Raw genomic sequence first — 25,268 nt, 5'->3', positions numbered from 1 at the left:
CACGGAAGTGAGGCTCTACCGTACTGTTGTGTATAGTAGCAACGTTGGCTGAGTAACACGCCTCCAATGCACCGCATTTGTTTTCATGTTTTCCTCCTTGTCAGTTCTCTTGCCATTACCCAGATTAATGATGATTGCCGTTTTTTTCTGCGGCTGCATCATTGCGGGGCTGTTTACCACTCCTTTTTTCCGTGTGCTACCTAGCATCGGTATGGTCGGAACCTTGATTACAGGATTACTCTGCTATGGGCTGCACCGTGCCTCGTACCAACGCGCCCCCTGGACTATATATGGATCGTTTGTACTGGTATTTGGTATCCATCTAGCTTCTGGTCTTGTTACTAGTACCGCTAACTGGTCAGCGTATGAGCGGGATGTAGTGCTACAATTGCCCTTTCTGTCGTTACCATTCGCTTTTTGGCTACTGCCTCCGCTTCCAACTCGATACTTACAGTTGCTATGGCTCTGGTTGTTGGGTCTTACCCTGTTGGGGTCATTGGTAAGCACAGGAAATTACTTACTGCACACCCAAGAAATTAACGAGTCTTATCTGCGCTCTAAAGTGATGCCCACAGAGCCAGATCATATTCGCTTTAGTCTTATCGTAACGTTAGCAGTGGTAGCCGGCTCTCTGCTTCTCATGCACCACAATGTAGGGCCACGCTTACGCCCCTGGGTGCTAGGCGCAGTAATATGGTTGGCCTTATATCAGCATATGCTTGCTGTGCGTAGCGGCCTACTCACGTTGTACGTGTTAGGGGGGATTACTTGCTTGTGGCTACTGATACGTCATCGTGATTATTTACGAGCTCTGCAAGTAGCGGCAGTAATGCTTGTTCTACCTATAGTAAGCTATATCTGCTTCCCTACGTTCCAAAATAAGTATGCCAATACCCGTGAAGATGTTGGTCGTGTAGAGCACACCGAGTCGGCCAACAACTACTCCTTAGTAGGACGTGTGTACTCGTATCGAGTAGCAGCAATGGTTATCAAAGAAAATTTCTTGTTAGGTGTAGGCAAGGCTGACATGGAGCAAGAAATGGCAGCGCATTACCAAAAGGAATTCCCAAATATTCGTCAAGAAGCCTACATACTACCACATAATCAATATTTATACTCTGCAGTTGCCTTTGGTATTATAGGGGTGTTACTCTTCATTATTGGGTTTTATTATGCTGGCATCAGCATTTGGCCACGCTACGCTCCCCTCCTAGCGGCACACTATCTCATTGTTACCTTGTCCTTCTTGGTTGAGTACACCTTAGAGACACAAGTAGGGGTAGCTTTTTCGCTGTTCTTCCTCCTCTTAGCCCTGGAGGGAAGTAAGCCGGTAAGCCAGCCTGAGGCTGAATGGCGCCCAGCATGATTAATAAACCGGGCGAACACGTCTATTTAGATGCCAAACGCAGCTATAGAATAACAGTAGGGTAGGAGGGTGATAGGTCACATGTGCAAAGGAATTGAGAATCAGCAAGTGAGTAGGGAGTGGCGCTAACTATGTGGTTCTGAAAATATTTTAGAACGGTAGTAGATTATCAGTCAACAATTTCCTAGCTTTGCACTCCATTTCCGAAAACGCCACTTGGGCGTTTTCAACTGTGTCTTTTTCTAAAACCCCAATCGAATGCCTGGCATCATCGGTAAAAAAATCGGTATGACAAGCCTCTTCACTCCGGACGGGAAGAACATTCCCTGCACGCTCATCGAGGCGGGTCCGTGCGTAGTGACGCAGGTTAAGACCATCGAAACGGACGGCTACACTGCCATCCAGCTCGGCTACGGCGAGAAGAAGGCGAAGAACACCACCAAAGCATTGGCTGGTCACTTCGCTAAAGCCGGAACCACCCCCAAGAAAAAACTCGTTGAGTTCCGTACCGACGAGGTAGCTAATTATACTGCTGGCAGCGAAATTGACGCTACCCTCTTCGAGGAAGGTGAATTCGTTGACGTAGTGGGCACCTCAAAAGGTAAAGGTTTCCAAGGCGTTGTAAAGCGCTACAATTTTGCTGGTGTAGGTGGCCAAACGCACGGCCAGCACAACCGTGGCCGTCACCCCGGTTCTATCGGTGCTTGCTCATGGCCTTCGCGCGTATTCAAAGGAATGCGCATGGGTGGCCGCATGGGTAACGACCGTGTGAAAGTGCAGAACCTGAAGGTAATGCGCATTGTAGCCGACAAGAACCTCATCGTGGTGAGCGGCTCGGTTCCCGGTGCCAAGAACTCTTTCGTGGTCCTGGAAAAATAACCTAGCAAATGGAACTGTCAGTATATAACATCAAAGGCGAAGACACCGGCCGTAAGGTTACTCTGTCTGACGCCATCTTCGGTCTGGAACCGAACGAGCACGTGATGTATCTCGACGTGAAGCAGTACTTGGCTAACCAGCGCCAAGGCACGCACAAGTCGAAGCAGCGCAACGAAGTGCACGGCACTACCAAAAAACTGAAGAAGCAAAAGGGCACCGGCGGTGCTCGTGCCGGCTCTATGAAGTCGGGTGTATTCGTAGGTGGTGGCCGTATGTTCGGTCCTCAGCCCCGCGATTATGGCTTCAAGCTGAACAAAAAGACCAAGCGTCTTGCTCGTCTGTCGGCTCTTTCGAGCTTGGCTAAAGATGGCAAAGTAGCCTTGGTAGAGAACATCACGCTGTCGGCCCCCAAGACTAAGGAGTTCTTGAATATCCTGAACGGTCTGAAGCTGAACAACGGCAAAAAGACCCTGCTGGTAACCGGCTCGGTTGATAAAAATGTAGTGCTTTCGGCTCGTAACATTCAGAAAGTAAGCGTAGCTACTCCAGTAGCATTGAACACGCACGACTTGCTGAATACCGACACGCTGCTGCTGTCGGAGGATGGCCTGACGGCATTGGAACAACTCTATACCACTGCTGAGTAATGAGCATCCTGAAGAAGCCCATCGTGACCGAGAAGGCCACGGGTTTGAACGAAAAAGGCCAGTATGCCTTTGAAGTTGCGCGCGACGCGAACAAGGTTCAAATCAAAAAAGAGATTGAGCAACTGTACGGTGTAACGGTAACGGGCATTAGCACGATCCGCACCTACGGTAAGCTGAAGTCTAAGTTCACGAAAGGTGGCAGCGTATCGGGCCGTCGTCCGAACGGCAAAAAGGCCGTTGTTACCGTGAAAGAAGGCGACGTTATCGACTTCTACAGCGGCCTGTAAGCCCGCCTTTCCGCAAAGAGCATTTTCTAAGCTAGAGTAATGGCACTCAAAAAACTAAGACCAACATCACCGGGTCAGCGCTTCCGCATAGCCCCGGCCTTCGACGAGATTACCACGTCGACGCCGGAGAAGTCGCTGTTGGCACCCATGAAAAACTCCGGTGGCCGCAACAACTCAGGCAAAATGTCTAACCGCTACATTGGTGGTGGGCATAAAGCCAAGTATCGTCTTATCGACTTCAAGCGCGACAAAGCTGGTGTTCCAGCTACGGTGAAGACGATTGAGTACGACCCAAACCGTACGGCTCGCATCGCACTGCTGAACTATGCCGATGGTGAAAAGCGTTACATCATTGCTCCCGCCGGTGTTACCGTAGGGGCAACTGTAGTGTCGGGTACGGGTGTGGCCCCTGAAGTAGGCAATGCTCTCCCTCTGCGCGAGATTCCGCTAGGTACTATTGTACACAACATCGAGCTGATGCCCGGTGGTGGTGCTGCTATGGCCCGTTCCGCTGGTACATATGCTCAGCTAGTAGCTCGCGAAGACAAATACGCCACGTTGAAACTACCTTCTGGTGAAATGCGCATGGTACTCGTTACCTGCATGGCTACTGTTGGTACCGTATCGAATGGTGACCATATGAACGTACGTCTCGGCAAAGCTGGTCGTCACCGTTGGTTAGGTCGTCGTCCGCGCGTTCGTGGTGTTGCAATGAACCCAGTCGATCACCCCATGGGTGGTGGCGAAGGCAAATCGTCGGGTGGTCACCCACGTAGCCGTAACGGTATCTTCTCGAAAGGTCAGAAGACCCGGAACAAGAACAAGTACTCCGAGCAGCTCATCGTTAACCGCAAAGGCAAGAAGTAAGCAATGGCACGTTCACTAAAAAAAGGGCCGTACATTGACTTCCGGCTCGAGAAGAAAGTAACGGCAATGGATGAGTCCGGCAAAAAATCGGTGGTGAAGACTTGGTCGCGCCGCTCGATGATTTCTCCGGATTTCGTTGGCCACACCTTCGCCGTTCATAACGGCAATAAGTTCATCCCGGTATATGTAACGGAAAACATGGTAGGCCACAAACTCGGTGAGTTTGCTCCGACCCGTAACTTCCGTGGTCACATTGCCAAGAAAGATAAAGGCAAGCGCTAAGATGGAAGCAGTAGCTAAACTCCGCAATGTGCCCACCTCGCCGCGCAAGATGCGCTTGGTGGCCAACCTAGTACGCGGTCAGAAAGTGACGCGTGCTCTCGGCCTGCTGAAATTCGAGGCTAACTCTGGTGCTGCTCGCGTTGAGAAGCTGCTCTTGTCGGCCTTGGCTAACTGGCAGCAGAAAAACGAAGACGAACGCATTGAAGATGCTAATCTTTACATCAAAGAGATTTTCGTAGATGAAGGTCGTCAGCTGAAGCGTTTGCGTCCGGCTCCTCAGGGCCGTGGTCACCGCATCCGCAAGCGTAGCAACCACGTGACGCTGATTATTGACTCAAAAGTTGAGCCGCTAGGTAGCAAAGCTGCTGCTAAGCAGGCTGCTGAGAGTAAGCCTTCCGCTGAGGTAATAAACGAAGCTCCTAAGAAGACTCGTCGCAGCTCAGCTAAGAAATCTAACGAAACCACGGCAGAAGCCACCGCATAAGCACTATGGGACAGAAAGTAAATCCGGTTGGCTTCCGTCTGGGCGTCATCAAAGGATGGGACTCGAACTGGTACGGCGGCAAGGATTTTGCCGACAAATTGGTTGAGGACGAAAAAATCCGCAAATACATTAATGCTCGTATTCCGAAAGGTGGCATCAGCCGCATTGTAATCGAGCGTACGCTGAAGCGCGTAACCATTACGATCAACACGGCTCGTCCAGGCGTGGTAATCGGTAAAGGTGGTGCTGAGGTTGATAAGATTAAGGACGAACTGAAGCAAATAACTGGCAAAGACGTTCAGATCAACATCTTTGAAATTAAGCGTCCAGAACTAGATGCCAAGCTGGTAGGTGAGAGCATTGCTCAGCAATTGCAAGCTCGCATCTCCTTCCGTCGCGCTATGAAAATGGCCATTCAAGCTGCTCTGCGCGTTGGTGCCGAAGGCATCAAGATTCAGTGTGGTGGTCGTCTAGGTGGTGCTGAAATTGCTCGTTCTGAGCAATACAAAGAAGGCCGTACTCCGTTACATACCTTGCGTGCTGATATCGACTATGCTTTATCAGAGGCACAGACGGTATATGGCAAAATTGGTATCAAAGTGTGGGTTATGCGTGGTGAAGTATTCGGCAAGCCGGATCTTTCTCCAAACCAACAGCCTGCTGGTGGTCAAGGTGGCGAAAGCCGTGGCAACGACCGTGGCCCACGTGGTGAGCGTGGTGAGCGTGGTGGTGACCGTGGACCACGTCGCGACCGTAACGACCGTGGTGGCGAAGGCCGCGGCGGTGATAACCGTGGTGGTCAAGGTGGTGGACAGCGTCGCGGTGGCGGCGGTGGCCAGAACCGTGGCGGCCAAGGCGGTGGTGCTCCCCGTCGCTAGCCTTTTTCTTTTCTCTCGAATTTCAATTCAAGATAACTCATGTTACAACCGAAAAGGACCAAGTATCGCAAGATGCAAAAGGGTCGCGTGCATGGCTTAGCCCACCGCGGCAGCTCCATTGACTTCGGTTCGTTCGCTATCAAGTCGCTGGAACAGGCTTGGATTACGGCTCGCCAGATTGAGGCTGCCCGTATTGCCATGACCCGCGCCATGAAACGCGAAGGTCAAGTATGGATCCGTATTTTCCCTGATAAGCCAATTACCAAGAAGCCTGCTGAGGTTCGTATGGGTAAGGGTAAGGGTTCCCCAGAATACTGGGTAGCTGTAGTAAAGCCTGGTACCATTTTGTTCGAATCTGACGGTGTTTCATTAGAGGTAGCGCAGGAGTCGCTACGCTTGGCCGCACAGAAGCTGCCAGTGCGTACCTCGTTTGTTGTTCGTCGCGACTATCAAGAAGCTTAAACAAGATGAAGAACGCCGAAATCCGCGCCCTCTCTTCAGAGGACCTACAAAACCAAATTAAGACGGAGCAAACTAACGGTCAGAACATGCGCTTTGCCCATGCCATCTCTCCCTTAGAAAACCCTATTCGTCTGAAGCAAGCCCGCAAAAATGTCGCCCGTCTGCTGACCGAGTTGAAGCGTCGCGAGAACGAGCAGGCAACTAACTCTGCTAACTAACGATGGCAAGCAACGAAGAACAGCAGGTAACGACCGCAACCGAGCGGAACCTGCGTAAAGAAATCATCGGCCGCGTTTCCTCTACTAAGATGGATAAGTCTATCACGGTAGTTGTGGAAAGCAAAATGAAACACCCCATCTACGGTAAGTTCGTTACTAAGTCGACCAAATTTATGGCTCACGACGAGAATAACGAATGTGGCGAAGGCGACACGGTGCGCATAATGAGCACTCGTCCGTTGAGCAAGAACAAACGCTGGAGATTGGTAGAAATCGTAGAACGCGCCAAGTAAGATGATACAGCAAGAATCCCGTCTGACCGTCGCTGATAACAGCGGCGCCAAAGAAGTTCTATGCATTCGTGTCCTCGGTGGCACGGGCAAGAAATACGCTAGTGTAGGTGACAAAATTGTAGTAGCAATTAAGTCAGCTATTCCTTCTGGCAACGCTAAGAAAGGCGCTGTATCGAAGGCAGTAGTAGTGCGTACGAAGAAGGAAATCCGTCGTAAAGATGGTTCGTACATCCGCTTCGACGACAACGCTGCTGTATTGCTCAACAATAATGACGAGCCCCGCGGCACCCGTATCTTCGGCCCTGTGGCCCGCGAATTGCGTGAAAAGCAGTTCATGAAGATTGTTTCGCTGGCTCCTGAAGTTCTCTAAGCAATGGCAACGAAAACGAAAGCAACGCCCGCGAAACTGCACGTAAAAACTGGTGACACCGTTTTGGTGATTGCCGGCGACGAAAAAGGCAAAACCGGTGTTATCAAATCGGTGAACCGTTCGACGCAGCGTGTTATCGTGGAAGGCCTAAACCTGGTAACCAAGCACAACAAACCAAGTGCTAAAAACCCCCAGGGCGGCATCACCAAAATCGAGTCACCGATTCACGTGAGCAACGTGAAGCGTGCGGATTCGACGAACGCCTAATCCGCTCTACGACCATGGCTCGACTGAAAGATAAATATCAAAAAGAAGTAGTACCTGCGCTCCAGGAGAAATTCCAGTTCAAGAGCATTATGCAGGTGCCACGTATCACCAAGATCTGCATTAACCGTGGTATTGGTGCTGCTGTTGCCGATAAAAAATTGGTAGATAACGGAGTAGACGAACTGACGGTAATTACTGGTCAGAAAGCTGTTCCAACCATCGCCAAACGTTCGGTATCGAACTTCAAATTACGTGAAGGTATGCCAATTGGCGCCCGTGTAACGTTGCGTGGTGAGCAGATGTACGAATTCCTCGACCGTCTGCTTACCGTAGCACTACCACGTGTGCGTGACTTCAAAGGCATCAATGACAAAGGCTTTGATGGCCGCGGTAACTATACCTTGGGCATTAAAGAGCAAATCATCTTCCCGGAAATTTCTATCGACAAGATTAAGTCGATTGCCGGTATGGATATTACCTTCGTAACGACGGCCGAAAACGATGAGCAGAGCTACGAGCTCCTCAAAGCTTTTGGTATGCCGTTCGCTAACGCCAAGAAACAGAACAATGGCTAAGGAATCAATTAAAGCCCGTGAGCGGAAGCGTATCGCTACCGTTGCCCGTTACGCTGAAAAGCGCAAGGCCCTGAAAGCTGCTGGCGATTACGAAGGTCTGGACAAACTGCCCAAGAATGCTTCGCCAGTTCGTCTACACAACCGTGACAAAATCGACGGACGCCCTCGTGGCTATATGCGCAAATTTGGCATCAGCCGTGTGCGTTTCCGCGAAATGGCTCTCGCTGGTAAAATCCCCGGCGTAACCAAGTCAAGCTGGTAGAAACTAGCCTGGACTGTTCAACTGAAATTGCCAAGTTGGTTCTTCTTAGAAGTTCCAGCTTGGCAATTTTGATTATATGTTGACCTAAGAAAACGAAGGAGCATATCTAAAAGCTTATCTAGTAATAGAGTAAGTGTCGCAAAAGATATATATCTTTGCACCCCTGAAAGCCCTAGGGCCGTGGAGGACGCTCCACACATTTGGCAGGTCGCCGAAAGAAACCATTGGCCGAGCTGTGAAAAGCCGAGCCGAGTAGTCTTAACCGAAAGTTTCGTTGCCTCTTTTCGTGGCGGTGAAATTTTCATATCTTTGCGGCTCCCTAAAAATGGGTGCCTCTTTTCTAAAGAAATGAATACAGATCCAATTGCCGACTACCTGACCCGGGTGCGCAATGCCATCAAGGCAAACCACCGGGTAGTAGAAATCCCGGCCAGCAACATCAAAAAGGAGATTACGAAAGTGCTCTATAAAAAGGGCTACATTCAGAGCTACCGTTTTGATGATGCCGCTGTACAAGGCACGATTAAAATCGCGCTGAAATACAATCCGGCTACCAAGAAGCCTGCCATCACGAAGCTAGAGCGCATTAGCACGCCGGGTCTACGTCAGTATGCCCACGTTGAAAACCTGCCCCGCGTACTGAGCGGTTTGGGTATTGCGATTCTGTCGACGTCGAAAGGCGTAATGACGGAGAAAGAGGCGAAAGCCGAGAACGTGGGCGGCGAAGTGCTGTGCTACGTCTACTAATCTGAAAGGAAAACGAGACTATGTCACGCATTGGTAAACTGCCCATCAGCCTGCCCGCCAACGTGCAGATTGAAGTGAGCAACGAAAATACGGTTACCGTGAAGGGCCCAAAAGGTACTCTGACGGTTCCAGTTGACCGCGACATTACTGTAGCAACCGAAGACGGTCAGCTGGTAGTAACCCGCCCCACTGAGCAGAAGCGACACAAGGCCATGCACGGCCTTTACCGTTCCTTGTTAAACAATGCTGTAAGCGGTGTTAGTAACGGTTTGGAAGAGAAGTTGGAGCTAGTAGGTGTAGGTTACAAAGCTTCAATGGCTGGTACTACCCTTGAGTTGTCTTTGGGCTACTCGCACAATATCTTCCTAGCTCTGCCTAAGGAAGTAACTGCAACGGCTGTAACTGAGAAGGGTAAGAACCCAATCGTTACACTGACTAGCATTGATAAGCAATTGCTAGGTCAGGTGGCCGCCAAGATTCGCTCACTGCGCAAAGTTGAGCCTTACAAAGGCAAAGGTGTGCGCTTCGTGGGTGAGCAGATTCGTCGTAAGGCTGGTAAAACGGCTTCGAAATAATATCACACCATGGCTTTCGATAAAGCAACTAGAAGAAAACGGATCCAGCGCATCATCCGCACTAAGGTCGCTGGCACGTCCGAGCGTCCGCGTCTGTCAGTCTTTCGTAGCAACACGGGCATCTACGCCCAGATTATTGATGACACGAATGGTCACACGCTGGCGTCTGCTTCCTCGAAGCACGTTTCGGTGGAAGGGGGCAACGGAGTAGCTCTCGCCGCCGCAGTAGGCAAGGAAATTGCCTCCCGTGCTCAGGCAAAAGGAATTTCGAAAGTGGTATTTGACCGTTCCGGTTACCTCTACCACGGCCGCGTAAAATCATTGGCAGAAGGAGCTCGCGAAGGCGGCCTCAATTTCTAACTCATCATGGCAGAATTTAACAACGGCAACCGTGGTGGTGGCAATGACCGAGGCGGTAACGACCGTCGGGGTGGTGGCAATGACCGTCGCGGCAACGACCGTAACAACGAGCAGCAGTCGCGTACTGGCGATTCTGATCTGAAAGAAAAGGTGGTTGCTATCAACCGCGTAGCCAAAGTAGTAAAAGGTGGCCGCCGCTTTAGCTTCTCGGCTATTGTAGTAGTGGGTGACGGTAATGGTACTGTAGGTTATGGCCTCGGGAAAGCCAACGAAGTTACTGATGCTATTGCCAAGGGCATTGATGATGCCAAGAAGAACCTAGTGAAAGTGCCTCTGTACAAGCACACGGTTCCTCACCTGATGGAAGGCAAATACTCTGGTGGTTATGTATTAGTACAGCCAGCTGCTGCCGGTACAGGTGTAATTGCAGGTGGTGCTATGCGTGCTGTATTTGAAAGCGCTGGTATCAAAGATGTACTAGCTAAGTCGAAGGGTTCGTCGAACCCCCACAACGTAGTAAAGGCTACCTTCGATGCCCTGCTGAAAATGCGCGACCCATTGCAAATTGCACAGGCTCGTGGCATCACCCTCTCTCAAGTTTTTAACGGCTAAGAGCAGATGGCACAGATCCAGATTAAACTCGTCAAGAGCATTATTGACCGCCCAGAGCGTCAAAAGCGCACTGTGAAGGCCCTTGGCCTTGGCAAAGTAGGCAGCACAAAGGCTGTTGAAAACACCCCCCAGGTAGCTGGTATGGTGAATGCCGTGAAGCACCTGTTGGAAGTAACCGAACTCTAGGAATCTCCCGAAAATGAATCTCAGCAATCTCAAACCCGCTGTTGGCTCTACCCGCAATGAAAAGCGTGTAGGTCGTGGTACGGGTTCCGGCCGTGGCGGTACATCTACGCGCGGTCATAAAGGTGCCAAGTCCCGTTCGGGTTACTCCAAAAAGTCGGGCTTCGAAGGTGGTCAAATGCCCCTGCAGCGTCGCGTACCAAAGTTCGGTTTCAAGAACATTAATCGCGTCGAATACAAAGCTGTTAACCTTGATGTATTGGCTAGCCTGACTGAAGGTGATGTTACTACTCTAGATAGCGCTTTCTTTGTAAACGCTGGTTTAGCATCTAAAAATGCTAAAATCAAAGTTCTAGGTCGTGGTGAAATCACGAAAGCTCTAGAAGTACACGCCCATGCTTTTTCGAAGTCGGCTATTGAAGCTATCGAAAAGGCTGGTGGCAAAGCTGTGACGCTGTAGCGCCAACGAAGCAATGAAAAAACTTATCGAACAGATAAAGAATGTTTTTGCGATTGAAGATCTGCGTATGCGGATCTTCAATACGCTTTTTTTCATTGCCATCTATCGGCTAGGATCCTATGTGGTACTGCCAGGCGTTGATCCAACGCGGTTGAAAGAAGGCGCCTCCGGAGTATTAGGTATCCTAGATACTTTGCTTGGAGGAGCATTCAGCCACGCGTCGATTTTCGCGTTGGGTATTATGCCTTACATCTCTGCCTCTATTGTATTGCAACTGCTAACTATTGCGGTTCCTTACTTTCAGAAACTGCAGAAGGAAGGGGAGTCTGGTCGTAAGAAAATCAATCAATACACTCGCATTCTCACAATTCCCATCGTTGCATTGCAATCGGTAGGTTTTATTGCGACGATCAATGCGGAGGCAATCATCAATCCAGGTCTATTTTTTACAGTTTCTACTGCCGTCATCGTAACAGCAGGAACACTGTTCTGTATGTGGCTTGGTGAGAAAATTACTGACAAAGGAATTGGTAATGGTATCTCCATGATCATTATGATCGGGATAGTATCACGCCTACCTGGTGCGCTTATTGGAGAGGCACAAGCTCGTACGATGCGCGGTTCGCTAATATTCTTAATCGAGTTAGCGGTGCTCTTCTTGGTAGTGATGGCCGTTATCATTCTTACGCAAGCTGTTCGTCAGATTCCGGTTCAGTACGCCAAGCAAGTAGGTGGAGCCGCTACCCTAAGCGCTCAGCGGCAATACATTCCTATGAAAGTGAATGCTGCCGGTGTAATGCCTATCATCTTTGCTCAGTCTTTGATGTTTGTGCCTGCTATTGCAGCATCAGCTTGGAATAAAAATAGTGAAGCTGCCGGCCTTATTGGCACATGGTTTCAGCCTAACCATTGGGTATACAATGTGGTGTTTGGGCTACTAATCATCATATTCACCTACTTCTATACTGCAATTAGCGTCAACCCAAATCAAATTGCGGACGACCTAAAGCGGAGTGGTGGTTTTATTCCTGGTGTCAAGCCTGGTCGTGATACTTCAGAATATATTGACGAAGTATTAACCCGCATTACATTACCTGGTGCAGTTGCTCTTGCTGTTATAGCTATCCTGCCTTCACTAGCTACAGTAGCCGGCGTTACTCGGCCCTTTGCACAATTTTATGGTGGTACTTCTCTGATCATTATGGTAGGAGTAGTGCTTGATACCATGAACCAAATGAAGAGCTATTTACTCATGCGTCACTATGATGGCATGATGAAGACTGGCAAGGTACGTGGTCGTTCACAGAACATTGCCCTCGCTTCGTAAGAAATGATTTTTTACAAAACCGAGGAGGAAATAGAACTCATGCGAGCCAGTGCGAAAGTACTGGCTCAGGCTCATGGTGAAGTAGCCAGTCTGATCCGGGAAGGAGTTACAACGCGCCTGCTAGATAAACGCGCGGAGGAATTCATCCGCGACAATGGTGGACAGCCTTCATTCAAAGGCTACAATGGGTTCGAATACAGCTTGTGTATTTCTCCAAACTCAGTAGTTGTACACGGTTTCCCAGGTGACTACACCCTAAAGAGTGGCGATATTGTCTCTATAGACTGTGGCGTACTACTCAATGGTTACCATGCTGACAGTGCTTATACCCATCCAGTAGGAGAGGTAGCACCAGAGGTACTAACCTTGTTAGAGGAAACAAAAAAATCGTTGTACCTCGGTATTGAGCAAGCAATAGCAGGTAACCGCATGGGTGACGTGAGCTACGCTATTCAAAACCACGTTGAGAAATTGGGGTATGGAGTAGTTCGGGAACTTGTCGGTCATGGAATTGGTAAGAAACTGCACGAGCGGCCTGAGGTTCCAAACTACGGTAAACGTGGAGCGGGAGTGAAGCTGCAGACGGGGTTGGCTCTTGCCATTGAACCGATGGTGAACCTGGGTACGAAAAGCGTCATCCAAGAAAAAGACGGTTGGACTATTCGAACCAAGGACTTAAAGCCCTCGGCTCACTTTGAGCACACTGTCATAGTACGCAAAGACAAGGCAGAAATTCTGACCTCGTTTGAATACATAGAAAAAGCCTTACAGTAGCCTCATGGCAAAACAAACTTCCATTGAGCAGGACGGAGTCATCCTGGAAGCCCTTTCCAATGCCATGTTCCGCGTGGAGCTGGAAAATGGTCACCAACTGATTGCCCATATCTCGGGCAAGATGCGGATGCACTACATCAAGATTCTGCCGGGAGATAAGGTGAAGCTGGAAATGTCGCCCTACGACTTGTCGAAAGGCCGAATCGTTTACCGTTACAAATAACCCGACGACATGAAAGTTAAAGCGTCCGTCAAGAAGCGTAGCGTTGATTGCAAAATCATCCGCCGCAAAGGCAAGCTCTACGTGATTAACAAGAAGAACCCCCGCTATAAGCAGCGTCAGGGGTAGTAGCACCAGACTTTTTACAAAAGCACATGGCTCGTATTGCAGGGGTAGATATCCCAGACAACAAGCGCGGTGAAATCGCGCTGACCTACATTTTCGGCATTGGCCGTCCTTCTGCTCAGCAGATCCTCACTAAAGCAGGCGTTGACCTGAACAAGAAAGTGAAAGATTGGACTGAAGCTGAAGCCGGTGAAATCCGCGGCGTGATTGCCGCCGAGTATAAGACCGAGGGTGTGCTGCGCTCTGAAGTGCAGCTGAACATTAAGCGCCTGATGGACATCGGTTGCTACCGGGGTCTGCGTCACCGCAAAGGTCTGCCAGTTCGTGGTCAGCGTACCAAGAACAACTCCCGTACCCGCAAGGGCAAACGGAAGACCGTTGCTGGCAAGAAGAAGGCTACTAAATAATCTGTAGCGGGAATCGAAGCTTAGCCCTTAGTAAAGAATAGGCTTCAACACCTTCCGCAGTTTTTGCGATAACCAAATGGCACAAAAAAGAAAAGACAAAGCCAAGAAGCGCGTTGTCGTTGTTGAGGCCGTAGGCCAAGTTCACATCAAAGCTTCGTTCAACAACATCATCATTTCCATTACCAACAACAACGGACAGGTTATTTCCTGGGCCTCTGCTGGTAAAATGGGCTTCCGAGGTTCTAAAAAGAACACCCCTTATGCAGCTCAGATGGCTGCTACGGATTGCGGCAAAGTGGCTCACGACCTGGGCATGCGCAAAGCCGAAGTATTCGTAAAGGGGCCGGGTGCTGGCCGCGAGTCGGCTATTCGTACGCTGGGTAACGTGGGTATTGAGGTAACGACCATTAAGGACGTAACGCCGCTGCCCCACAACGGCTGCCGTCCTCCCAAACGTCGTCGCGTTTGATTTAGCGAACAGGCCTGTACTGCAGGCCACCGGTGTCGGGTTTCTGATGCGCCTTTTCACCCCTGCGAGGTGCGCTTCCGAAGTCCGACACGCGCGGTTCAACCCCCTCAAAACTCAACAAACCTGAAATGGCACGTTATACTGGTCCAAAAACCAAAATTGCCCGCCGCTTTGGTGAGCCGATTTTCGGCCCGAGCAAGGCGCTCACTAAAAAAGCATATCCTCCCGGCCAGCATGGCCGTGGCCGCCGTAAGAAGCAGTCAGAATACGCTGTCCAGTTGATGGAGAAGCAGAAGGTAAAGTACCTCTACGGCGTATTGGAAAAACAATTCGAGAACCTGTTCCATAAGGCTGCTACGATGCCCGGCATCACCGGTGACAACCTGCTCGGCCTACTGGAGTCGCGTCTTGACAACACGGTATACCGTTTCGGTATTGCTCCTACGCGCCGTGCCGCTCGTCAATTGGTTCTGCACAAGCACATCACAGTAAACGGCGAGGTAGTAAACATTGCTTCCTATAAGCTTCGTGCTGGTGACGTTGTTGCAGTACGTGAAAAGTCAAAGTCTCTCGAAGCCATTACTACGAGCCTGAGCGCTCGTAACGCCCGCGCCTTCTCATGGTTGGAGTGGGACGGCAAGGAGTTGGTAGGCAAATTCATCAGCGTACCCTCGCGCGACCTGATTCCTGAGAAAATCACGGAACAGCTCATCGTCGAGCTTTACTCGAAGTAATATGGGAACGGCCCGGCATTCCGGGCCGTTTTCCTGCTTCGACTTTTTTCCTTGTTATAAATGGATCTGGGTAGCAGGCAGTAAGAAAACGGGCCAAATTGGTCATCTTCTTGCTTCCTGCTATTCATTACTTCAAACGCCCCACTTATGTCAATCTTAGCTTTTCAAATGCCGGAGAAGGTCGTGATGGAGAAATCTGACGACTTCTACGGAACGTTTGAATTTAAACCGCTGGAGAAAGGCTACGGCGTCACGATCGGCAACGCTCTGCGCCGCATCCTGCTGTCGTCGCTGGAGGGCTACGCCATCACGTCGGTTCGCACCAGCAGCGTTCTGCACGAGTTCATGACCATCGAAGGGGTGATTGAGGACATGTCCGAAATCATTCTGAACTTGAAGCAAGTGCGCTTCAGGAAGGTCAGCGACGCCATTGAGGATAAAATCACGGTTCGTATTAAGGGCCAAGATTCGTTCACGGCGGGCGAAATCAACAAATTCACCAACGGCTTCCAGGTGTTAAATCCTGAGTTGGTGATCTGCAACGTAGACCCAGCTACCGAGTTGGAGTTTGAGTTTACGATTCAGAAAGGCCGTGGCTATGTTCCTGCAGAGGAAAACAAGCCAGCTGACCAAGTATTCGGTCAGATTGCCATTGATGCCATCTTCACGCCTATCAAAAACGTGAAGTATAGCATTGAAAATACGCGTGTGGAGCAAAAGACCGACTATGAGAAGCTTGTTATCGAGATTCACACAGACGGTTCAATTCACCCGGAGGATGCGCTGAAAGGCGCTGCTAATATCCTGATTCAACACTTCATGCTGTTCTCGGACAGCACCATGACCTTCGAAACGGCTAAGGCTGAAGAGGAGGAGACGGTAGATGAGGAAACCTTACACATGCGTAAGGTGCTCAAGACGCCTCTAGCAGATATGGATTTGAGTGTACGTGCTTACAACTGCCTCAAGGCCGCTGACATCAAAACCCTCGGTGACTTGGTGCAGCTTGATATGGCTGACATGATGAAGTTCCGCAACTTCGGTAAGAAGTCGCTAACTGAATTGGAGAACCTCGTTGAGGAGAAAGGTCTGACCTTCGGGATGGACTTAGGAAAATACAAGCTCGACGAAGAGTAGTGTCTCCCGTGGAAATGTGCTGAATGTGAAGTATGTGGGTGACACATATTCACTTCAGCACATTTTTTATGTCTAGGTATTCCATACCTTTGCACTCCTTTTTACACTTCTTTAACTAGTGAGCCCCAAGGGGCGACGGTTCTAATGTGAAGGTGGCCTTACTTTGGTCTCTTCCGCCGTGGTCGTCGTTCGCAAGCTCACTCATTTTTCTTTTTTATGCGTCACGGTAAAACCATCAACCACCTCGGCCGTACGGCCTCGCACCGCAATGCCATGCTTTCGAACATGGCTTCGTCTTTGATTCTGCACAAGCGTGTAACGACGACGGTTGCTAAAGCAAAAGCTCTGCGCAAGTTTGTTGAGCCTCTGCTAACTAAGTCGAAGAACGATACGACCCATTCTCGCCGTCTGGTGTTCTCGGTGCTGGAAAGCAAGGAGGCCCTGAAAGAATTGTTCGGTACGGTATCGAGCAAGATTGCAACCCGCCCTGGTGGATACACCCGCATTATCAAGCTGAGCGCTAACCGTCTTGGTGATAACGCTGAAATGTGTGTAATCGAACTGGTTGACTTCAACGAGACTCTGCTGGAGGCCAAGAATGTGGGCGAAGCCAAGGCTACTACCACTCGTCGTTCGCGCCGCAGTGGCAGCAAGAAGGCTGATGCTACCGTAGGTGGCGAAGCTGTAGCTCCTGCTGCAGTTGTAGAAACTTCGGCTCCCGAAGATACCGCTACAACTACTGTGCAGGAAGGTGAAACGCGCGATGAGGCTAAAGCAGCCGACGAAGCAGCTTCCTAAGCTACTCGCATTCCAACAAAAAAGGGACGTACCGTATGGTGCGTCCCTTTTTTGTTGCCTTAGGGTTAAGCGTCAAAAACTCACTAGCTGTAGTATTGCGGTTGGTATACTCCATCCTGTATGAGTTGAAAATACATGCTTAGTCCGTAGGAAAGAATGCAGCTTATGCTGCGTATTGGCATCTTGTGAAATCAGTATGGGGTAAAAGTAGCAATTGAGTACCTTGCCGCCCCATTGCAACCACTCGCAGAGCGGAAAAAGCGTGTGGCACTCTCAGATTCCCTTTCTTCATCCTCATAGTTGTAACCCATGAGCACTATCACCGAAATTCACGCCCGTCAGATATTTGATTCGCGCGGCAACCCCACCGTTGAAGTGGATGTAACCACCGAGAATGGTACAGTAGGTCGTGCCGCTGTGCCTTCAGGAGCTTCTACCGGCAAACACGAAGCTGTAGAACTGCGCGACGACGATAAGTCGAAGTACATGGGCAAAGGTGTGCTAAAGGCGGTGGACAACGTGAACAGCAAGATTGCTGAAGAACTGATCGGCTTCTCAGTATTCGAGCAAGGGTTGCTCGATAAGATCATGTTGGAACTGGACGGTACGCCTAACAAGGCCAACCTGGGTGCCAACGCTATCTTGGGAGCATCCCTTGCCATTGCCCGTGCCGCCGCCGCTGAGGCTGGTATGCCTCTCTACCGCTACGTAGGTGGTGTAAACGCTACCACGCTGCCCGTACCCATGATGAACATCTTGAACGGTGGTTCGCATGCTGACAATAGCATCGATTTCCAAGAGTTCATGATCATGCCCGTAGGTGCGCCTTCTTTCTCCGAAGCACTGCGCTGGGGTACCGAAATCTTCCACCACCTCAAGAACGTACTTAAAAAGCAAGGCTTAAGCACAAACGTAGGCGACGAAGGTGGTTTTGCACCCAACATCAAATCTAACGAAGACGCTATCAAGGTAGTGCTGCAGGCCATTGAAACGGCTGGCTACAAGCCTGGGGATGACGTAATGATTGCTATGGATGCAGCAGCTTCCGAATTCTACGAGGACGGCCACTACCACTTCAAGAAAAGCACTGGCGACAAGCTGACTTCGTCGGAGATGGTAGCGTATTGGACTGACTGGACCAAGAAATACCCCATCATCAGCATCGAAGATGGTATGGATGAGGATGACTGGACCGGCTGGAAAAACCTGACCAACAGCATCGGCTCGACGACGCAATTGGTAGGTGACGACTTGTTCGTGACGAACGTGAACCGTTTGCAGCGGGGTATTGACGAGCAGATTGCCAATGCCATCCTTATCAAGGTAAACCAGATTGGTACGCTCACGGAAACGATTGACGCCATTAACTTGGGCCGTCGCAACGGCTACAAGAGCATTATGAGCCACCGCTCGGGCGAGACGGAGGACAACACCATTTCTGACTTAGCCGTGGCTCTGAATACTGGTCAGATCAAGACTGGATCTGCCTCACGTTCTGACCGTATGGCGAAATACAACCAGTTGCTTCGTATCGAGGAAGAACTAGGCGAAACTGCTTATTTCCCCGGTAAGAAGATGTAGTGCCGCATAAGCACTTCTTTGAAAAAGATAAAGCAGCCAGTTCCTAGGGGACTGGCTGCTTTGCTTTATATTTGAGCCGTGCTATGTGTGTTTCAGTGTCAAAACCTTGTTACAGAGTCTTCGTCGCTAGTTTTTGACTCATCAACTTATGTATAGTAAGATCAAGTAGGCCATAGGTCAACCCGTAAAAGGAAGTTAACTATTTAAGTGTATTAAATAAATGCAAAATATTTGCTTGTAAATCCTGCTTACAGGTAGGCTGCTACTTTATCTTCTCTCAGCTTGCTGCTTCGAGAGCTTATTAAACTAGAAATACTGCTAAGACTAGCCATTCACTAGCAAAAGATGCCCGGCAAGATCTATATAACCCTTGCTGCCCCGGTCCTTTATGAAAGGCTCTTGCCTCGTGCGCTTTCTTCCTCTTCTCATTTTATATCTACCCTATGGTAAACGCTTACGCTTTCTTCCGACGCACTGCAGTCGGAGTAGGGTGTTGGTTGGTTGCAATGTTGTGCTGTCTGCAGTCGGCTGTTGCGCAAACGTATACTCTGCCCGCCTCTGGCACTGCCGCCTACACCACGTGTAGTGGTGTGCTGTATGACGATGGGGGGCCTTCTAACCCCTATTCGCCCAGCGCCAATGGTACTGTAACGCTTACCCCCGCTACAGCGGGCAACAAGATTCGCTTGCAGTTCAACCAGTTCTTCATGGAATCGGGCTACGACCGGCTGACTATCTACGATGGCTCAACTACGAGTGCTCCGGTAATTGGAACATATGACTACCAGAATCCTGGAACAGTGTATGCTACTAATAGTGCTGGTACCCTTACGCTACGCTTCACAAGTGACAGCTATAGTCAGTACAGTGGCTTTGCCGCAGATATTGCTTGCGTGACTACGGTGCCACAAGCCGACTTAGCCGTTCAGGGCGCTTCGGTGCAGCCTCTATCGGTGGTGCCTGGTACAAGCTTGTCGGTAAACTGCACAGTATATAACCTGTCTGCCGCCACGGCGCAGGGTAGTAGTGTGGGCTATTATCTCTCCTCCGATCCTATTCTGGATGCGAACGATCAACTAATCGGTAGCTCGGTAGGCAATACGCTGGCAGGAAACCAGTCATCCTACCGTACCAATTCTCTGACCTTGCCCGCTAGCACGCCCACCGGTAGCTACTATGTGCTATTTGTGGCCGACTACCAGAATGTGGTTTCGGAAAGCAACGAAGCAAACAACGTAGCCAGTGTTTCGGTAAGCATAGTGCCGCCCGTGACCGACTTAGTTATTCAGCAAGCTTACATAAGCACAACTTCTACTGCTCCCGGCAACGTGCTTGGGCTTAGCTGCAACATCGTCAACCAGGGCAACATCACGGCAAATTTTAGTAGCGTTGGGTTCTACCTCTCAACCAACACGACCCTTGATGCGAACGACCAACTACTGGCATCGGCTTTTGGTAGCCAACTATCACCTAGCTACTCGCAGTATCGTACGGTCTCAACCAACGTGCCGCCGGGTACGGCTCCTGGTGCTTATTACATTCTGTTTGTGGCCGACTACCAAGGGGTAGTACCCGAGTCTATCGAGACTAACAACATTACGGCCGCATCTATTGCCGTAGTGCCTCCCAGCGTTGACCTAGTCGTATCACAGGCTCAGTTGAGCTTGACTACCGTAATGGTGGGCAGTGCTGCCAGCATCTCAACAACAGCCTACGTGAGCAACCAAGGTAATACCTCGGCGGCGGCCAGCAACCTAGGTATTTACCTGTCTACGGATGGTACGCTCAGCGCGAATGATCAACTGCTAACGACCGGACAAATCTCGGGACTGAGCGCCGCGGAGCGCTACTATTCCTATGGCCAGTTTGCGCTACCAAGCACTTTAGCGGCCGGTACGTACTATGTTTTGTTTGCTGCTGACTATCAAAACCAGGTAGGCGAAACCGATGAGACGAATAACGTGCGGAGCGTAATGCTTACCGTGGTGACGCCGAGTATAGACCTGACTACAACCCAGCCTTCTGCTACGCCTACCAATGTCGCTCCCGGCAACAGCTTCTCTGTTTCTAGCTATGCTTCCAACCAGGGAAACACACTAGCCTCGTCCTTTAGTACCGGTTATTATCTCTCGGCTAATAGTACGCTTGATGCAACAGATGTGCTTATCGGCTCCTCTACAGTAAGTTCTGTGTACGCCAGTGGGTATGCCAACGTGTATGGTAACGCAACTATCCCAGTGGGCACGCCTACGGGTAGCTACTATATCCTGTTCGTGACGGACTACCTAAACCAGATAACGGAAACCAACGAGACGAACAACGTCACGGCGCTCCCGCTGACGGTGGTACCCGCTGGTATAGATTTCGTTATTAGCCAACCTTCGCTCTCACGCAGCAGTGCTGGTGCTAATACGGTGCTAACCGCTTACGCTACTATCTACAATCAGGGCACCACTACTGCGGCCTACAGTAGCATCGGTTTCTACCTGTCTACCAATACCACATTCGATGCATCTGACGTGCTCTTGACCTCTGTAGCAAGTGGATCACTGGGGCCCAACGGCTACGTTAGCCGGTCTGCAACGTTCACGATTCCGTCGACTGTGACGGCAGGCAGCTACTACGTACTGTATGTAGCCGATCACCAAGCCCAAGTGGCGGAAACCAATGAGACAAATAACGTTTCGGCCGTTCCACTACTCGTAACGGCGCCCTTCAACGGGGTAGTGGTACCCTTCTCGGGCACAAATACTATTACTACCTGCAGCAGCACCGTGTACGATCATGCTGGCAATGACCCCTACTACGACGGTGCGAATGGGGCGCTCGTTATCAACCCTGGTACCGTGGGAGCAAAGGTGCAATTGGTCTTCCAGTCGTTTAGCGTAGAAAGCTGCTGCGACCGTCTCACAATTTACGATGGACCGAACACACAGTCGCCGGTACTCGGGTACTACTCATACAACCCTGGTACCGTAACGGCAACTAGTACGAACACCACTGGGGCCTTAACCCTGCATTTTACTAGTGACGGCAGCGTTACCGGTTCAGGTTTTGAGGCTTCGGTATTGTGCGTAAACGGCACGAACACGGGTTTACAGCCTGATTTCGTTCCGTCGCAGCCAACTGTTGGCACAACTGCCGTAGCTGCTGGTAGCTCTCTGAGCGTAAGCACGCAGCTGCGCAACCAAGGTACTGGCGCTGCTGCTAGCAGCCCACTTGGGTACTACCTCTCTACAAACACCACCTTTGAGTCGACTGACCTGCTGATTGGTAGCAACAATGGAAGTGCTGTGTTGAGTGGCCAATCGTACGTCCGTAGTGGGCAGTACACGATTCCAGCAAGCATTGCTCCCGGTACGTACTACCTGCTGCACGTAGCTGATCCGCAAAACACGGTTCTTGAGAGCGATGAGACTAACAACGTGGTGAGCAACGCCCTCACCGTGACGAGTGCGCTGCCCGACCTGCTGATTGCCCAGCCCAGCCTGTCGGCAAGTAGTGCGCTGCCGGGAGGCACCGTCAACGCAACGTGCTTATTGATTAACCAGGGTGATGCAATGGCTGCTAGTAGCACAATTGGGTACTACTTGTCGACCGATGCGACCTGGGGCAGCGGCGACGTGCTCCTGACCAGCGGGGCCGTAAGCAGCGTCACGAGTGGAGCAGTAGCCAGTGCGGCAGCTTCCTTGCGAATTCCGGCCGGTACGCCTGCGGGCAGTTACTACGTTCTATTTGTGGCCGACCATTTGGCGGCAGTAAGCGAAGGCGTCGAAGGCAACAATGTCAACTTCAGACCGCTAAGCGTGACTATCGTGCAAAGCAGCCGCGACGAGCAGCTCGCTGGTCTGACGCTGGCGGTGTATCCTAACCCAACCACGGCTAGCACCGGCTTGAAAGTAGCAGTAGGTGGCGACAGCAAAGGGAAAACGGTGCTGCTAGGTCTATATAACGCTCTTGGTCAGCGGGTAGCCCAACAGCAAGTAAAGCTTACCGGCACCCCTGATCCGATTACGTTTGATACCAGCGGGCTAAGCCGTGGCGTGTATATGTTGCGCGTAACCGGCGCCGATCTGAACGCGACACGGCGGGTAGTAATTGAATAAGACAGCCTGAGGGAGCTTTCGGTATATCTGCAAAGCACCTTTGTTACCAACGGCGGTGGTAAGAAGCTTTTTAAAGCGCTTCTGCCACCGCCGTTGTGCGTTTGTGCTCACCCGGAATGCGAGTGTGCCGCGTAGCAAGCATTGCTGTATATTTGAGGTATGAGCTTATCTGATGCGTTTGACCGGGTGCCGCGCTTCTTGCGCAGCTTTTACTTTTTGACTGGGCTGTGCTTCCTGGTCTGGATGTTCGTGTTCGATGCGAATGACTTCGTCAAACAGTACGACATGTACGCCAAGTGGAAAGAGCTGCAAACCGACAAGGAATACTATCTGCGCGAAATCGACAAGGTAAAAAACGACCGTGCCGAACTACTCAGCAGCTCTGAACTGCTAGAGAAGTTTGCCCGCGAGAAGTATATCATGAAGCGGCCAGGTGAGGATGTGTTTGTGCTGGTACCTCAGCAAGAAAAAGAATAAAGGCCTTAGCCCATCAGGTAGGCCTACCCCCAACACAGGGCATCACTTGCCAAGTACGGCCTACGGGTGGTAGTGCGCGTAAGAGTAGGCTGTGGGAACCGCCAGTGGCAGGTGGCCGTTGTGGCATACAGGCTGTAGCCCCTGTCTTCCTATGCAGGTTACTTACGTACCCATTTTGCTCCTAGGTGGCTGGAGCCTCCTGAGCAACCTCACAGGCCGGCCTGCTAGTGCAGGGCGGTTACCTAGCGCCACCCTAACTGCGCCGCCCCACCAGCAATCGGAAGCCCAAGCGCCGGCCTTAACTCAAGTGCAGGTAGCCCGCGGGTTTTTGCTGGCCATGACCCATGGACAATGGGCTACCGCCTACGGCCAGCTAGCTCCCGAAGTACGGGCTGGTGTATCTGCCGAGCAGTTTCGGATTGCGGCTCAGCCCCTGTATCAGCAGGCACAGCGCTATGGCTCGGCTATCAGTCTCTATAAATTAGGCTACCGGCTGCGCGATGCGCAAACGCCGCAGCCCTTCGTTGCCTTTTCTTTCAAAGCGGATACCCTGCAAGCTTATCCTCACTTCCAACTCGACGTCACGTTTCGCGATTCTACTGCCCGGCAGGTGTTAGGATTTGGCTTGGTACCACTAGCCGCCCCAGTAAAATAAAAGGCCCCCGCTCGTCATGTGATTAGGGGCCTTTCGCGTGTAAGTTTAGATTAGATGGCAGGGTCAGCAGGAGTATTGGGGTTGTTAACGCGCTCTTGCTGGGGGTAGGGGTAGAAATTGCGGGTCCGCTCAGCAAAGCTGGTTGGCGGTGCTGGCCGCCCAAACCGGCGACTGTCTTCCAAGCGCAAGCCGGACAAATACAGCTCCACGCTGCGCTGCTTGTACACTTCCAGCAGCAGGTCGTTTACGGTTACGGGGCCACTGTAGGCTGCTAAACCAGCATGAACACCCCACGGGTCACCGGTGGTCTGCGTGCGCACCGCATTGATGTCTGCCAAAGCAGCCGTGAGGTTAGGGGCCGTGGCTCGCAGGTTTGCCTCCGCTCGGATCAGGCGCATCTCATCGGGTAGGTAGGCTGGTATTTCACTGGTTAAGGAAGTGAAGAAGCCGCCTAAGGTGCGGAGGCTATCGGTGCCGCTCGTAATGCGCGGACCCGTGAGGTAGAAAGCACGGCGCCGGTCGGTTGCTTCTACGAAACCTGCGGGCAGGCCAAAGTTGCCTCGCGGAGCGAAATTACGCGTAACAGTAACCGCCTGATAAATGGGATTTGGATTGAGCGAATTGTACGTGAAAGCAGAGCGCACCGTCAGCGACACCAGGGTGGCCGCTGCAAGAGCCGCCGCATAGTTGCCCGCCATCAGGTTGATACGGGCCCGGTAGGCCTGCACCGTGTTGGGTAGGTTGAAGCTAGTACCAGTTACTTGAGTTGTGAATTCAGCCGACGGCGCAGTGGTTGCCAGCTCCTGTGCCGCTAGGTCTAGCAGGCGTACGGCTTCGGCCAGAAGTTGCTGGCGGGATACAAACGAAGCGCGGTTAGTGGCATCAGTAACTACAGGGCCTTGCTCGAAACCAGTAGCTAGTTCGGCCAGCGCAGCGGCATTAAACAAGTAGGCGTGCGCCAATACGCCACTCCGGGCCCCGGCATCAGCGCCAAGCACCCCCGGAGCCGCTTCAATAAGCTGGCGTGCAATTTCAATGACGCGGTAGGGCCGGGCATACAGGGCCGAAGTATTGCCATTGTTAGGCGTGAGGCCAGTGCCGCCAGCTTCCAGCTCCACTACGTTGATGAATGTGGAAATACCCTTTACCTCGCGGGCAGTAGTACCAGTAGTCAGAAGAAGGGGCTCTAGGGCCGACACGGAGTACTGCTGCCGTAGCCCGATGCTGAGGGCAAATATGCCTTCACGGGTAGAGAGCGTCTGGACGTCGGTGGCCGCGTTGGGGTTTACCACGTCAATATTGCAGGCGCTGGTAGCTAGTAGAAGGGTACCGAAGAGGGCACGCCACGCCGTCCGGCGCCACGTGCAAAATGAAACGTTCATA

34 protein-coding genes and 1 pseudogene are annotated in these 25,268 nt (G+C 51.2%); 34 read left to right on the top strand and 1 reads right to left on the bottom strand.

The features are described from left to right. Positions 1–127: 127 nt before the first annotated feature. The 34 genes and pseudogenes from CHB83_RS06735 (at position 128) to CHB83_RS06570 (ending at position 23,885) form a co-directional block, all read left to right on the top strand. Positions 128–1,366, top strand: coding sequence for an O-antigen ligase family protein (locus CHB83_RS06735; protein ID WP_179225472.1), 1,239 nt, complete (start codon positions 128–130; stop codon positions 1,364–1,366). 258 nt (positions 1,367–1,624) lie between these two features. After that, a complete protein-coding gene (gene rplC / locus CHB83_RS06730) occupies positions 1,625–2,245 on the top strand; it encodes a 50S ribosomal protein L3 (RefSeq protein ID WP_045688450.1) in 621 nt (206 codons plus the stop codon). Between the two features lie 8 nt (positions 2,246–2,253). Beyond that, positions 2,254–2,892, top strand: coding sequence for a 50S ribosomal protein L4 (gene rplD / locus CHB83_RS06725; protein ID WP_045688451.1), 639 nt, complete (start codon positions 2,254–2,256; stop codon positions 2,890–2,892). Continuing rightward, complete coding sequence (gene rplW, locus CHB83_RS06720) at positions 2,892–3,179, top strand: 50S ribosomal protein L23 (protein WP_045688452.1); 288 nt, start codon at positions 2,892–2,894, stop codon at positions 3,177–3,179. The genes rplD and rplW overlap by 1 nt, the downstream gene beginning before the upstream one ends. Before the next feature lie 39 nt (positions 3,180–3,218). Continuing rightward, positions 3,219–4,046, top strand: coding sequence for a 50S ribosomal protein L2 (gene rplB, locus CHB83_RS06715; RefSeq protein WP_089332078.1), 828 nt, complete (start codon positions 3,219–3,221; stop codon positions 4,044–4,046). Positions 4,047–4,049: 3 nt separating this feature from the next. Further along, positions 4,050–4,328: a 30S ribosomal protein S19 gene (gene rpsS / locus CHB83_RS06710; RefSeq protein WP_044003251.1), complete on the top strand. Its 279-nt coding sequence runs from the start codon at positions 4,050–4,052 to the stop codon at positions 4,326–4,328. Between the two features lies 1 nt (position 4,329). Beyond that, complete coding sequence (gene rplV, locus CHB83_RS06705; protein WP_045688454.1) at positions 4,330–4,812, top strand: 50S ribosomal protein L22; 483 nt, start codon at positions 4,330–4,332, stop codon at positions 4,810–4,812. 5 nt (positions 4,813–4,817) lie between these two features. Then, a complete protein-coding gene (rpsC, locus tag CHB83_RS06700) occupies positions 4,818–5,690 on the top strand; it encodes a 30S ribosomal protein S3 (RefSeq protein ID WP_089332077.1) in 873 nt (290 codons plus the stop codon). 39 nt (positions 5,691–5,729) lie between these two features. Next, positions 5,730–6,152 (top strand): 50S ribosomal protein L16, encoded by a 423-nt coding sequence (rplP, locus tag CHB83_RS06695; RefSeq protein WP_045688456.1) that lies wholly within the window; start codon positions 5,730–5,732, stop codon positions 6,150–6,152. A gap of 5 nt (positions 6,153–6,157) precedes the next feature. Then, on the top strand, positions 6,158–6,370 hold the full coding sequence (gene rpmC / locus CHB83_RS06690; protein ID WP_045688457.1) for a 50S ribosomal protein L29: 213 nt from the start codon (positions 6,158–6,160) through the stop codon (positions 6,368–6,370). 2 nt (positions 6,371–6,372) lie between these two features. Beyond that, positions 6,373–6,663 (top strand): 30S ribosomal protein S17, encoded by a 291-nt coding sequence (gene rpsQ / locus CHB83_RS06685; RefSeq protein ID WP_045688458.1) that lies wholly within the window; start codon positions 6,373–6,375, stop codon positions 6,661–6,663. 1 nt (position 6,664) lies between these two features. Next, complete coding sequence (rplN, locus tag CHB83_RS06680) at positions 6,665–7,033, top strand: 50S ribosomal protein L14 (protein ID WP_045688459.1); 369 nt, start codon at positions 6,665–6,667, stop codon at positions 7,031–7,033. Between the two features lie 3 nt (positions 7,034–7,036). Beyond that, positions 7,037–7,285 (top strand): annotated as a pseudogene (gene rplX / locus CHB83_RS06675) (50S ribosomal protein L24); the annotation flags it as partial. 29 nt (positions 7,286–7,314) lie between these two features. Then, positions 7,315–7,875, top strand: coding sequence for a 50S ribosomal protein L5 (rplE, locus tag CHB83_RS06670; protein WP_045688461.1), 561 nt, complete (start codon positions 7,315–7,317; stop codon positions 7,873–7,875). Beyond that, the gene (gene rpsN / locus CHB83_RS06665; protein WP_045688462.1) at positions 7,868–8,137 is read left to right on the top strand and encodes a 30S ribosomal protein S14; all 270 of its coding nucleotides are present in this window, start codon (positions 7,868–7,870) and stop codon (positions 8,135–8,137) included. The genes rplE and rpsN overlap by 8 nt, the downstream gene beginning before the upstream one ends. Before the next feature lie 348 nt (positions 8,138–8,485). Beyond that, positions 8,486–8,884 (top strand): 30S ribosomal protein S8, encoded by a 399-nt coding sequence (gene rpsH, locus CHB83_RS06660; RefSeq protein ID WP_045688463.1) that lies wholly within the window; start codon positions 8,486–8,488, stop codon positions 8,882–8,884. A gap of 20 nt (positions 8,885–8,904) precedes the next feature. Continuing rightward, positions 8,905–9,459 carry a 50S ribosomal protein L6 gene (gene rplF / locus CHB83_RS06655; protein WP_045688464.1) on the top strand — a complete coding sequence of 185 codons (555 nt, stop codon included), beginning with the start codon at positions 8,905–8,907 and terminating at the stop codon, positions 9,457–9,459. Between the two features lie 9 nt (positions 9,460–9,468). Continuing rightward, positions 9,469–9,819, top strand: a complete 351-nt coding sequence (gene rplR / locus CHB83_RS06650) for a 50S ribosomal protein L18 (RefSeq protein ID WP_045688465.1) — start codon at positions 9,469–9,471, stop codon at positions 9,817–9,819. Positions 9,820–9,825: 6 nt separating this feature from the next. Further along, entirely contained in the window at positions 9,826–10,431 is a 606-nt protein-coding gene (gene rpsE / locus CHB83_RS06645; protein WP_236704977.1) for a 30S ribosomal protein S5, read from the top strand. A gap of 6 nt (positions 10,432–10,437) precedes the next feature. Then, positions 10,438–10,617, top strand: coding sequence for a 50S ribosomal protein L30 (gene rpmD, locus CHB83_RS06640; protein ID WP_089332076.1), 180 nt, complete (start codon positions 10,438–10,440; stop codon positions 10,615–10,617). Positions 10,618–10,630: 13 nt separating this feature from the next. Next, entirely contained in the window at positions 10,631–11,074 is a 444-nt protein-coding gene (gene rplO / locus CHB83_RS06635) for a 50S ribosomal protein L15 (RefSeq protein WP_045688467.1), read from the top strand. Between the two features lie 13 nt (positions 11,075–11,087). Next, on the top strand, positions 11,088–12,401 hold the full coding sequence (gene secY, locus CHB83_RS06630; RefSeq protein WP_089332075.1) for a preprotein translocase subunit SecY: 1,314 nt from the start codon (positions 11,088–11,090) through the stop codon (positions 12,399–12,401). Positions 12,402–12,404: 3 nt separating this feature from the next. Next, a complete protein-coding gene (gene map / locus CHB83_RS06625) occupies positions 12,405–13,175 on the top strand; it encodes a type I methionyl aminopeptidase (protein ID WP_045688469.1) in 771 nt (256 codons plus the stop codon). A gap of 4 nt (positions 13,176–13,179) precedes the next feature. Next, positions 13,180–13,398, top strand: a complete 219-nt coding sequence (gene infA / locus CHB83_RS06620; RefSeq protein WP_022822146.1) for a translation initiation factor IF-1 — start codon at positions 13,180–13,182, stop codon at positions 13,396–13,398. A gap of 9 nt (positions 13,399–13,407) precedes the next feature. After that, complete coding sequence (gene rpmJ, locus CHB83_RS06615; protein ID WP_045688470.1) at positions 13,408–13,524, top strand: 50S ribosomal protein L36; 117 nt, start codon at positions 13,408–13,410, stop codon at positions 13,522–13,524. A 26-nt stretch (positions 13,525–13,550) separates the two neighbouring features. Further along, on the top strand, positions 13,551–13,928 hold the full coding sequence (gene rpsM, locus CHB83_RS06610) for a 30S ribosomal protein S13 (protein WP_045688471.1): 378 nt from the start codon (positions 13,551–13,553) through the stop codon (positions 13,926–13,928). A 76-nt stretch (positions 13,929–14,004) separates the two neighbouring features. After that, the gene (gene rpsK, locus CHB83_RS06605; RefSeq protein ID WP_045688472.1) at positions 14,005–14,397 is read left to right on the top strand and encodes a 30S ribosomal protein S11; all 393 of its coding nucleotides are present in this window, start codon (positions 14,005–14,007) and stop codon (positions 14,395–14,397) included. 128 nt (positions 14,398–14,525) lie between these two features. Next, the gene (gene rpsD / locus CHB83_RS06600) at positions 14,526–15,131 is read left to right on the top strand and encodes a 30S ribosomal protein S4 (RefSeq protein ID WP_045688473.1); all 606 of its coding nucleotides are present in this window, start codon (positions 14,526–14,528) and stop codon (positions 15,129–15,131) included. 147 nt (positions 15,132–15,278) lie between these two features. Beyond that, positions 15,279–16,268 (top strand): DNA-directed RNA polymerase subunit alpha, encoded by a 990-nt coding sequence (locus tag CHB83_RS06595; protein WP_089332074.1) that lies wholly within the window; start codon positions 15,279–15,281, stop codon positions 16,266–16,268. Positions 16,269–16,484: 216 nt separating this feature from the next. Further along, positions 16,485–17,066: a 50S ribosomal protein L17 gene (rplQ, locus tag CHB83_RS06590; RefSeq protein WP_045688475.1), complete on the top strand. Its 582-nt coding sequence runs from the start codon at positions 16,485–16,487 to the stop codon at positions 17,064–17,066. A 309-nt stretch (positions 17,067–17,375) separates the two neighbouring features. Next, on the top strand, positions 17,376–18,647 hold the full coding sequence (gene eno, locus CHB83_RS06585; RefSeq protein ID WP_045688476.1) for a phosphopyruvate hydratase: 1,272 nt from the start codon (positions 17,376–17,378) through the stop codon (positions 18,645–18,647). 506 nt (positions 18,648–19,153) lie between these two features. Then, positions 19,154–22,753, top strand: a complete 3,600-nt coding sequence (locus tag CHB83_RS06580) for a CARDB domain-containing protein (RefSeq protein ID WP_179225471.1) — start codon at positions 19,154–19,156, stop codon at positions 22,751–22,753. 159 nt (positions 22,754–22,912) lie between these two features. Then, positions 22,913–23,230 (top strand): FtsB family cell division protein, encoded by a 318-nt coding sequence (locus CHB83_RS06575; protein WP_089332072.1) that lies wholly within the window; start codon positions 22,913–22,915, stop codon positions 23,228–23,230. A 151-nt stretch (positions 23,231–23,381) separates the two neighbouring features. Continuing rightward, complete coding sequence (locus tag CHB83_RS06570; protein ID WP_089332071.1) at positions 23,382–23,885, top strand: hypothetical protein; 504 nt, start codon at positions 23,382–23,384, stop codon at positions 23,883–23,885. 50 nt (positions 23,886–23,935) lie between these two features. On the opposite strand, the gene CHB83_RS06565 is transcribed toward CHB83_RS06570, so the two are convergent. Further along, positions 23,936–25,267: a RagB/SusD family nutrient uptake outer membrane protein gene (locus CHB83_RS06565; protein ID WP_089332146.1), complete on the bottom strand. Its 1,332-nt coding sequence runs from the start codon at positions 25,265–25,267 to the stop codon at positions 23,936–23,938. Between the last annotated feature and the right edge of the window lies 1 nt (position 25,268).

It is taken from the genome of Hymenobacter mucosus (genome assembly GCF_900188255.1).
GTDB lineage: Bacteria > Bacteroidota > Bacteroidia > Cytophagales > Hymenobacteraceae > Hymenobacter > Hymenobacter mucosus.
The sequence above is the reverse complement of the archived record's forward strand: the minus strand, read 5'-3'. Positions and strand labels throughout refer to the sequence as shown.